This is a genomic window from Microcystis sp. LEGE 08355 (assembly GCF_015207185.1).
GTDB lineage: Bacteria > Cyanobacteriota > Cyanobacteriia > Cyanobacteriales > Microcystaceae > Microcystis > Microcystis panniformis.
In genome coordinates this window covers 1-9,082 of the sequence record NZ_JADEXI010000144.1, presented here as the reverse complement: position 1 = coordinate 9,082, position 9,082 = coordinate 1, and the positions used below count along the sequence as shown (strand labels likewise).

Sequence of the window (9,082 nt, the reverse complement as noted above, 5' to 3'; positions counted from 1 at the left end):
ACTTGTTTCAGTTTTTCTATTAAGCTCAACATATGTTTTAAAAGTTCGCGGTCACTTCTCATTTTACAAAGACAGTGATCGCTTTTACTTTTGATATTCTGATGGGAGAATGAAACATCCCTAGGGGCAAGGGGGGGGCAGCTAATCTAAGGATAGGCGGTTAAGATGCGTCTTAGCTTATACTAAATCTTGTTTACAAGGTAAGTACCTAAGCAAAATTAATTACACATCTAAGCTCTCAGCCGTCAGTCTTTTGCTGATGTGAGTAAACAGTGAACTGAAAACTCAAATCCGATCCCTGATAGCTGTCTCGGAGTCTCGGAGTCTCGGAGTCTCGGAGTCTCGGAGTCTCGACTAGGAAATTAATTTTGCACGACTACTTATGGGAGAGTGCTGAATCTGCGGAAAAACAAGCCATAAGACTAAATCTGGTTATTAAAAACTGATTATTTATTCTCCCCTTTGCATGAGTGCCTCTCCTCATAACTAGCCTATACTCAACGGATTTAGTATAGCCAAAAAATAACCAAGGCCAATTTTTAAAAGATAATAGGTGTTATGAATTAAATTAATTAATTAATTAATTAATTAATCAAGCAAAAAACAGATATATGTAATTTCTATGAAAGCAAGTGAGTTACTGGATTTATATGCCAAAGGGAAACGCAATTTTACAGGAGTAAAATTAAAAGGACAGTGTTTTCACGGACAGAATTTATCCGGGGCTAATTTTAGTCAAGCAGATCTGCGTGGTACTAATTTTCAAGGGGCTATTTTAGAGGGAACTAAATTTACCGAGGCCAGGGCAGGATTACTAAAGCGCGGTCGGCTACAATTAATTTTAATTTCTTGGTTAATAGCGGCTTTCTGCGGATATCTGTGGGGATTAGCTGGTTATTATCTAGCTTTAATGCTGGTGACAGATGTAAGCCAATTTAAAATCATTGCTGCGGTGATAATCACGATTTTATCCCTAATTTACGGAAGATTTTATCGTCAGCGAGTTGGGGGATTACCCTTAGTTTTATCCTTGATTTCTGGTCAATCAACAAGTTTTATCCTAGCAATTTGCATCAGCTTAATTTTAAGTTTATTGACAGTAATTATCTTGGCTTTTCAAGGAGCATTAGCTGGAATAGCCGTGATGAATGGAACTTTTTCTATAGCTTTGATGGTTGGGTTTTGTGGTAATTTATTCACCGCTTATCTGGCCTGGTTGTCCCTAGAAGAATCGAGAGAAACGATGGCGAAATCGATAGCAATTGCTTTTTTAGCCAGTCAAGGTACAAATTTTTGCGGAGCAAATCTTAAAGAAGCGGATTTCACGGGAGCGCAGTTAAAAGCCACTGATTTAAGGGCAAAAGATTTAACTAGAACTCGATTTTATCTGGTATCGGGCATCGAGCGAGCGCGCTGGGAAAAGACAATTTTAGCCGAAGTGGCGATGAGAAATCTTCTGGTTACTGGTCAAGGGGAAAATAAAGCTTATATTGGCTATAATTTTCGCGGACTAAATCTTTCCGGGTTTAACTTCAAAAATGCCAACCTGACTAGGGCAAATTTGAGCGAGGCAAATTTAGCCTACGCTAATCTAGAAGGGGCAAATTTAGCCCATAGTAACGTGATGAGAGCCAATCTACAGGGAGCTACCCTGACGGGTGCTTGTATCGAAGCTTGGAAAATCGCCGAAAATAGCAATCTAGAAGGGGTTGATTGTGATTATATCTATTTAGTCGAGTCGGAGGGAGAGCGCCGTCCCAGGGAGGGAGAATTTGGGGAAGGGGAATTCCGGCAATTGGCCCTGGAGCAGCGAAAATTGTATATTGACGAATGAATGCTATACAAAGCTAAAATTGCAGCGCCGAGGCGGACAATTAGAGGGATAATAAGACCAGCCTTAACACCTATCCCCCGACTGGTAACTGATCACTGATAAGCGATGGTGAATATTTCTAATCAAGTTACAGCCAATTGGGGACTAGCGCCCCAGGCAAAAGTCCCCGATGTCCAAATCCTAGCGGCGATCGATATTGGTACGAATTCGGTTCACATGGTAGTGGTGAAAATTGAACCGTCTTTACCCGCTTTTACGATTATTGCCCGAGAAAAGGATACAGTCCGTCTGGGCGATCGAGATAGAAAAACTGGTAAATTAACCCTAGCGGCCATGGAAAGAGCGATCGCCGCTTTAAAACGCTGTCACGATCTAGCTATTAGTCTCCATGCGGATCAGATTATTGCCGTTGCCACCAGCGCCACCCGGGAAGCGGCCAATGGTGACGAATTTTTGGCTTTAATCGAGAAAGAAGTCGGTATTTCTGTAAATCTCATCTCTGGACAGGAGGAAGCGCGCCGGATTTATCTCGGTGTCGTCTCGGGGATGGATTTCCAAAACCAAGCCCATATTATTATCGATATTGGTGGCGGTTCCACGGAATTAATCTTAGCTGATAGTCAAGAAATTCGCTTTCTTAGTAGTACCAAAATCGGCGCGGTGCGTTTGACGCAAGATTTAATCACTACCGATCCCATTAGTACCACAGAATTAGCCTATTTAAGGGCATACACCAGGGGAATGTTGGAGCGGGCAGTAGAGGAAATTAAACATCATTTACAGTTGGGAGAAGTGCCGCGTTTAGTGGGAACTTCTGGGACGATCGAAACTTTGATGACTATCCATGCTTTGGAGAAATTGGGGGAAATTCCCAATCCTTTAAATGGCTATCAATTAACCCGCAAAGATGTCAAAGAATTGGTCAAACGTTTCGCCACTTTGGACTATCACCAAAGACTGGCAATTCTGGGGATGTCCGATAAACGGGCCGAGATAATTCTAGCTGGTTCGATCGTGCTTTTGGAAGCGATGACCATGTTAGATGTTGATAAGTTAGTTCTCTGTGAAAGGGCCCTGCGAGAAGGGGTAATCGTCGATTGGATGCTGACGCACGGTTTAATTGATAATCGGTTACTTTATCAGAGTGAAATCCGTCAGCGCAGTGTCTTGAAAATAGCGAAAAAGTATCAAGTTAATTTAGAATCGGCCGAGAGGATAGCGACATTTTCCCTGTCTTTGTTCGAGCAAACCCAAGCACAATTACATTCTTGGAATCAGGAGGCTAAAGATCTATTATGGGCGGCGGCAATTTTACATAATAGTGGTTTATATGTTAGTCATGCTGCCCATCATAAACATTCCTATTATTTAATTCGCAATGGTGAACTGTTGGGCTATACAGAAATAGAGTTAGAAGTTATCGCTAATATCGCTCGTTATCACCGCAAAAGTAAACCGAAGAAAAGACACGATGATTTTATGAAATTGACGGAATACTATCAGTATATGGTCAGACATCTAAGTGCTATACTGCGCTTGGCCGTGGCTTTAGATCGACGACAAATAGGAGCGATTAAAAAGATTGAATGTAAGTATGATCCCGAATATAGAACCCTACATCTGCATCTTTTTCCCAATAATGCTGAAGATGATTGTGCTTTAGAATTGTGGAGTTTAGACTATAAAAAACCTGTTTTTGAGGAAGAATTTGGGGTGAAAGTAGTGGCAACTTTGGCATTTTTACCCTGAAATCATGAGCGGTGAGTAGCTTGAAATCGGCAAGATGGAAATTTTCGAGACTTGTTACCTATTATTCTAGGTCAAGATTATCGATCAAGGTAAATTGATAAGTAGGTAGGCACAATTATTTGTAGGATGGGTTAGCGGTAGCGTAACATAATCGGGCGTTGGGTTTCATGCTTCAACCCAACCTACGTTCTAGGTCAAGATTATCGATCGAGGTAAATTGATAATTTTTGTTGATAGTCAAGCAAAAAAAACGTTAAAAACTGCGAAGTTACTGTTATAATCCAGAGGGAATAGGAACGCAGGAAGAAAAGGAGCCGAAAAACTTGTTGCAATTAGCTAAAATTGGCCGCTTGATCGCTCTTGGTTGCTTGGGAACGATACTGACTAGCTTCCCTGTCCTCTCGGCCGAGAGAATCACTTTTATCTTAGCGCCCTTTAGTCGTACCCTAGAAATTAGTTCCCTAGAAAAGTTTGCCAAGACTGGCAGAATTGACGCTAATCTAAGACAATATTTGGGTAATACAACCGCCGAACAACAAAAAGAATTTCGCCAAGCTTTAACCACAAGTAAAGAAATTAATCCCGTCCTGATCTCGCGCTTTTTTAAAACCAGAATGGGGGAAGATATCCTCAACCTTTTAGGGGAACTGATCACCATTCAAGGGGGTATTAATGGTAAATTTGCCCTGCGTTCTGCCCTAGTTAAATCAGCTTTTGAACCGGGAGGGGTAACTATTCTTAACCTGCTGCGTAATCTGCCCACTAATATGCAGATTGATGTGACAAAAGTGCAAAGACTAGCTCGGGCGATCGATGTCGTCCTGAAAGCCACCACAGTATTCACGGAAAAGGTGGCGCAATTATCCTTAGAAGAAGCTAAAAAGGCCGGTGAAATTAATTTTACCGCCATGACCGACCCCCGACAACCGGGACCCCAACAAGTGGAACAGATGCGGCTGGATTTAACCGATAGCCGTCGTCAGAGGGAACTTTATCTAATTATTGTCAAACCCAAGGGGCAATTAACCCAGAAAACCCCCGTTATCGTCTTTTCCCACGGTTTAGCTTCCCGTCCCGAAGATTTTGTCCGACACGCGGAACACTTTGCTAGTTACGGTTATCTCGTCGCTATGCCCCAACACCCCGGCAGCGATACCCTACAGGTACAGAATCTGCTGGCCGGTTTATCGCGGACAGTTTTTTATACCAACGAATTTGTTGATCGTCCATTGGACATATCTTTTGTGATCGATGAATTGCAAAGACGCAACGCGGGGGAATTTCAGGGGCAATTAGATTTAGATAATGTGGGAGTTGGTGGACATTCCTTCGGCGGTTATACAGCCTTAGCCGTGGGTGGAGCGACGATCGATTTCGAGAATTTACAACGGGACTGTCAAAGAAGATTAGCTTTTCTCAATGTCTCCCTCTTGCTGCAGTGTCGTGCTTTGGATTTACCCCGAGAAGAATACAACTTTCGCGATCCGAGAATCAAAGCGATTTTTGCGGTTAATCCGTTTAATTGGAGTATTTTCGGGGCTAAAGGACTGGCTAAGATCGAAATTCCCACTTTTGTAGCGGCAGGAACCTACGATCCCGCTACCCCCGCTATTTTTGAACAGGTGCGCTCTTTTCCCCTGCTCAACACCGAAAATAAATATTTAGCTCTGATTGAAGGTCAAGCTCACGTTGATTTTTCGGTACTAGATGCGGGAATTAACGAAGCGCTCGAATCCGTAGCCGATCTTACCCTGCCAGCACCCTATGTAATCGATAGTTACGCCCATTCCCTATCTTTGGCCTTTTTTGAGGTGTATATTCGCAAAAACCCCAGCTATAAACCTTTTTTACAGGCGGCCTATTCCCAATATCTCAGTCAAGGCCAAAAGTTTAGATGTTTTCTGATTACCCGCGCCTCCTCGGCCGCTTTAGAACAGCTAATCGAAGATTTTATTGCACAAAATGTCCGTTAATCAGTTATCAGTTATCAGTTATCAGTTATCAGTTATCAGTTTACTGATCAGTGAAAAGCTCCCCACTTCCCCACTTCCCCACTTCCAATTCATAATTCATAATTCATAATTTATGTTTGTTGAGGGCGTTTAAGTAGTAATTGGATAGCCAAAAGAATTAAACCAATGGTGACAAAAGCAAAAATAAAGGTTCCTAGAGAAGCTAAACCAAAAACTAAAGTGCGGACAGCGCTGCCAATTCTCAAGGCGATCGGACTGTGAGCAACCATTGGTTTTGAGTAAAAAGAATGACCGATCGCTGCCGTGAGATAATAGAGAATTGTCCCCAATGCTGCCGAAATTGCTGCGCCAACTAAACAGCGAGTAGGAGTAACTTTTTTGGTTTCTAATTCTGTGGTCATTACTTTTTAGTCCTCAAATACTGCCCAGGTTAAATTTTAATTCTTTTCCCAGCATTTTACCCGACTAGGGCCAAGAATCGAGGGCGGAAGGAAAAGAAGTATTGACTTGCGAGGAGGTGATCAGGTCTTGATTGGGGTCTAGTTCCCGTTTTAACTGTTCCCAATCGCCGGGGTCGGTTAACTCCTCATAAACAGGGGCAGCGAAAACGATCGTTTCCTTGTCCGATGACCAGTTTTGGGAAGAAAGGATTAGATTAGTCAAATCAGGTAACTCTTGGTCGAGAATAGTCGGATTTGCGCTCTCAGGGGAATCTGTGGCAGAATTTAGGCTAATTTCCCGCTTTAGTGACTGTAATTCACGGTTGAGAGCCTGTAATAACTGCTCGATCGCCTCGATTCTCCCGAAAACATCCGAGGGAATCTCAGGATTATTGGCAGCACAGAGGTGGCAAAGTGAATTGATCGGCTATGAGGCACTCGATTTCCTCTAGGGTAGTATAACCTTGACAGACTAATTCTAAAGCGTAGGCGAGGAGAGACTTGAATCCTGCCTGTGTTAAAGATGCGAGCATTTATACTAAAATCTAAGATAGCTGGTTTAATATCGTCTCAGGGCTCAAAACTAAAGCTTAGAATAGATAAAATATGTGGACTTTTATTGATTTATTTGCCGGTATAGGAGGATTTAGAATCGCCTTAGAGAATCTCGGTTGTCAATGCGTTTTTTCCTCGGAAATCGATCCTCACTCCCAAAAGGTTTACTTAGCTAACTATGGTCATTTACCCGATAATCAAGACATCAGAAAATTAGAGGTAAAAACTGTCCCCGATCATGATATACTCTGTGGCGGGTTTCCCTGTCAAGCCTTTAGTATCGCCGGCAGAAAACACGGTTTTGAAGATGCACGCGGAACCTTATTTTTTGAAGTTGCCCGGCTCTTACACGAAAAGAAACCGAAAGCTTTTATCTTAGAAAATGTCCAGGGTTTAGTCCACCATGATCGAGGTAAAACTTTAAAAACTATTTTAGATATACTAGAAAAGGATTTGCATTATTTTGTCCCTAGTCCCCAGATTTTAAATGCCAGATATTTTGGGGTTCCTCAAAACCGTCCCCGAATTTTTATCGTCGGTTTTCGAGAAGATTTAAATATTTACCATTTTTCCTATCCCCAACCAACCCATCAAGAAACTTGTCTCAAAGATATACTAGAAGAAAAGGAAGTCAGCGTTAAATATTATCTCTCTAATCAGTATTTAGAAACTTTGTTTAAACACAAGGCCAGACACCAAAATAAAGGTAATGGGTTCGGTTATGAGATTATTTCTCCCGATGGGATCGCTAATGCTATTGTGGTGGGAGGTATGGGAAAAGAAAGAAATTTAGTTATCGATAAAAGACTGACTAATTTCACTCCCGTTACTCGCATTAAGGGAGAAGTAAATAAATTATTCGTCCGCAGAATGACTCCCAGAGAATGGGCAAGATTACAGGGATTTCCCGATAGTTTTCAGATTGTTGTTAGCGATGTCCAAGCTTATAAACAGTTCGGCAATTCTGTGGCCATTCCCGTGGTAAAAGCGGTGGCAAAAGAGGTGATTAAATCTTTAGATTTATCCAGAGATTCTCAAGAAAATATCAGCTTTAAAGACCTACAGGGGAGACAATTAGATTTATTGTCAATCTGAGGAAAAATAGCAATTGTTTCTAGGTGTTTGGGTATATTAAGTAGGTGGGTGGAATTAAATATAAGATGAACGTAGGTTGGGCTTCGGCCGTGAGCTTTTGCCGAACGGTTGAAGCATGAAACCCAACACCCGCTCATGTTACGCTACCGCTAACCCATCCTACAAATAATTGTGCCTCCCTACTTAATAATAGTTATTATTGGAACGATGCGATCGCTGTTTAGGCTCGACTCTAACTGGATTAACAGTGGACTTGTTGCATAATTAATTTTCGAGAGTTCAAAAATGGTAAAAATAGCCATGAGGTGACAATAAAAAGAGCAACAGAGGTGATGGTTTCGCCGGTTGTGCTTGTTAAAGGTATCTTTCTTATACTACACTTGTAACACCAATAGGTTTTAGTATTCGGGAGAAAAAATTATGCGGACAATCACACGCACCACCACTACCGATATGGAAGTCACCAGCATTCGTCTGGAAAGAGTCCTCAAGGACAAGCTGAAAGAGATTTCCGGCAATCAAGGATATCAAGCACTCATTCGCGATGTCTTATGGAATTTCGTTCAGCAAAAATCAGGAGATTATCGACCTCAGTTTTGTGCCACCGATATAAGGGCAGTATTTAACGCTACAGCTAGAAAAAATGAGATTTGCGCTCTTACAGGCAAGTTAATTCCCGCTAATGAAACAATGTTGTTAGGTTTGACCATCCATGGCGATCTAGTCCCGTTGAGTATGGATAGTTATGCCAATTTAAAATAAGTTTGACTAGGGTGGGGCAGAATCTAGTATAGTTAGTCCTCACCCAAGAGAAGTGGGAATTATAAATTATGAATTATGAATTGAGAGGTGGGGAGTTTTTTGCCGTGAACAGTGAACTGATAACTGATAACTGATTACTGATAACTGATGACTGAACCGATTTTACGAGTGGTTTTAATCAATCCGCAAATTCCGCCAAATACGGGAAATATTGCCCGTACTTGCGCCGCAACGAGGACAGAATTGCATTTAGTTGGTCCCTTGGGTTTTGAAATTAGCGATCGCTATCTGAAGCGGGCCGGCTTAGATTATTGGCCCTATGTAAAACTTATGTACCACTTGACAATCGATGACTTCTGTGTATATCAACAAAAGAGCGGCGGAAGGGTGATCGGATTTAGCGTGCGCGGCAGCAGTAGTTATGTGGAATACAGCTATCAAAGCGGAGATTGGCTACTTTTTGGCAGTGAAACCGACGGTATTCCGGCAGATTTATTAAATAAGTGCGATGACACGGTTTATATTCCCATGGCAGAACCGGGGGTGAGAAGTTTAAATCTTTCCGTTAGTGTGGCGATCGGATTATTTGAGGCCAGACGACAATTGGGATTTATTCATTAGCGGGACATTTAGCTATATAGGGTCTGCTGAAAAAGTTTTTCGTGGGGAGAGGG

Annotated in this window: 9 protein-coding genes; 6 read left to right on the top strand and 3 right to left on the bottom strand. The window is 42.0% G+C overall.

Annotation, left to right across the window (positions count from 1 at the left end):
• Positions 1-622 precede the first annotated feature (622 nt).
• The 3 genes from IQ242_RS09625 to IQ242_RS09615 all read left to right on the top strand — a co-directional run bounded on the left by IQ242_RS09625 (position 623) and on the right by IQ242_RS09615 (position 5,556).
• Positions 623-1,834: a pentapeptide repeat-containing protein gene (locus IQ242_RS09625; protein ID WP_193959816.1), complete on the top strand. Its 1,212-nt coding sequence runs from the start codon at positions 623-625 to the stop codon at positions 1,832-1,834.
• A 105-nt stretch (positions 1,835-1,939) separates the two neighbouring features.
• Positions 1,940-3,583, top strand: coding sequence for a Ppx/GppA phosphatase family protein (locus tag IQ242_RS09620; RefSeq protein ID WP_193959815.1), 1,644 nt, complete (start codon positions 1,940-1,942; stop codon positions 3,581-3,583).
• 323 nt (positions 3,584-3,906) lie between these two features.
• Positions 3,907-5,556: an alpha/beta hydrolase gene (locus tag IQ242_RS09615; protein ID WP_193959814.1), complete on the top strand. Its 1,650-nt coding sequence runs from the start codon at positions 3,907-3,909 to the stop codon at positions 5,554-5,556.
• 110 nt (positions 5,557-5,666) lie between these two features.
• On the opposite strand, the gene IQ242_RS09610 is transcribed toward IQ242_RS09615, so the two are convergent.
• The 3 genes from IQ242_RS09610 to IQ242_RS26060 form a co-directional block, all read right to left on the bottom strand.
• A complete protein-coding gene (locus IQ242_RS09610; protein ID WP_002786666.1) occupies positions 5,667-5,957 on the bottom strand; it encodes a DUF3082 domain-containing protein in 291 nt (96 codons plus the stop codon).
• Between the two features lie 64 nt (positions 5,958-6,021).
• Positions 6,022-6,219, bottom strand: a complete 198-nt coding sequence (locus IQ242_RS26065; RefSeq protein ID WP_228020908.1) for a hypothetical protein — start codon at positions 6,217-6,219, stop codon at positions 6,022-6,024.
• A gap of 166 nt (positions 6,220-6,385) precedes the next feature.
• Positions 6,386-6,529 (bottom strand): hypothetical protein, encoded by a 144-nt coding sequence (locus IQ242_RS26060; protein ID WP_228020907.1) that lies wholly within the window; start codon positions 6,527-6,529, stop codon positions 6,386-6,388.
• Between the two features lie 73 nt (positions 6,530-6,602).
• On the opposite strand from IQ242_RS26060, the gene IQ242_RS09600 reads away from it, so the two are divergent.
• The 3 genes from IQ242_RS09600 to IQ242_RS09590 all read left to right on the top strand — a co-directional run bounded on the left by IQ242_RS09600 (position 6,603) and on the right by IQ242_RS09590 (position 9,029).
• Entirely contained in the window at positions 6,603-7,646 is a 1,044-nt protein-coding gene (locus IQ242_RS09600) for a DNA cytosine methyltransferase (protein WP_193959813.1), read from the top strand.
• Positions 7,647-8,066: 420 nt separating this feature from the next.
• The gene (locus IQ242_RS09595; RefSeq protein ID WP_193959812.1) at positions 8,067-8,408 is read left to right on the top strand and encodes a hypothetical protein; all 342 of its coding nucleotides are present in this window, start codon (positions 8,067-8,069) and stop codon (positions 8,406-8,408) included.
• 147 nt (positions 8,409-8,555) lie between these two features.
• On the top strand, positions 8,556-9,029 hold the full coding sequence (locus IQ242_RS09590) for a tRNA (cytidine(34)-2'-O)-methyltransferase (protein WP_193959811.1): 474 nt from the start codon (positions 8,556-8,558) through the stop codon (positions 9,027-9,029).
• Positions 9,030-9,082 lie beyond the last annotated feature (53 nt).

Excerpts from the sequence above, each read along its gene's own strand:
- IQ242_RS09595 (WP_193959812.1), top strand. The coding sequence starts at position 8,067 with ATGCGGACAATCACACGCACCACCACTACCGATATGGAAGTCACCAGC.
- IQ242_RS09610 (WP_002786666.1), bottom strand. The coding sequence starts at position 5,957 with ATGACCACAGAATTAGAAACCAAAAAAGTTACTCCTACTCGCTGTTTA.
- IQ242_RS09590 (WP_193959811.1), top strand. The coding sequence starts at position 8,556 with ATGACTGAACCGATTTTACGAGTGGTTTTAATCAATCCGCAAATTCCG.
- IQ242_RS09625 (WP_193959816.1), top strand. The coding sequence starts at position 623 with ATGAAAGCAAGTGAGTTACTGGATTTATATGCCAAAGGGAAACGCAAT.
- IQ242_RS09620 (WP_193959815.1), top strand. The coding sequence starts at position 1,940 with ATGGTGAATATTTCTAATCAAGTTACAGCCAATTGGGGACTAGCGCCC.
- IQ242_RS26060 (WP_228020907.1), bottom strand. The coding sequence starts at position 6,529 with ATGCTCGCATCTTTAACACAGGCAGGATTCAAGTCTCTCCTCGCCTAC.
- IQ242_RS09600 (WP_193959813.1), top strand. The coding sequence starts at position 6,603 with ATGTGGACTTTTATTGATTTATTTGCCGGTATAGGAGGATTTAGAATC.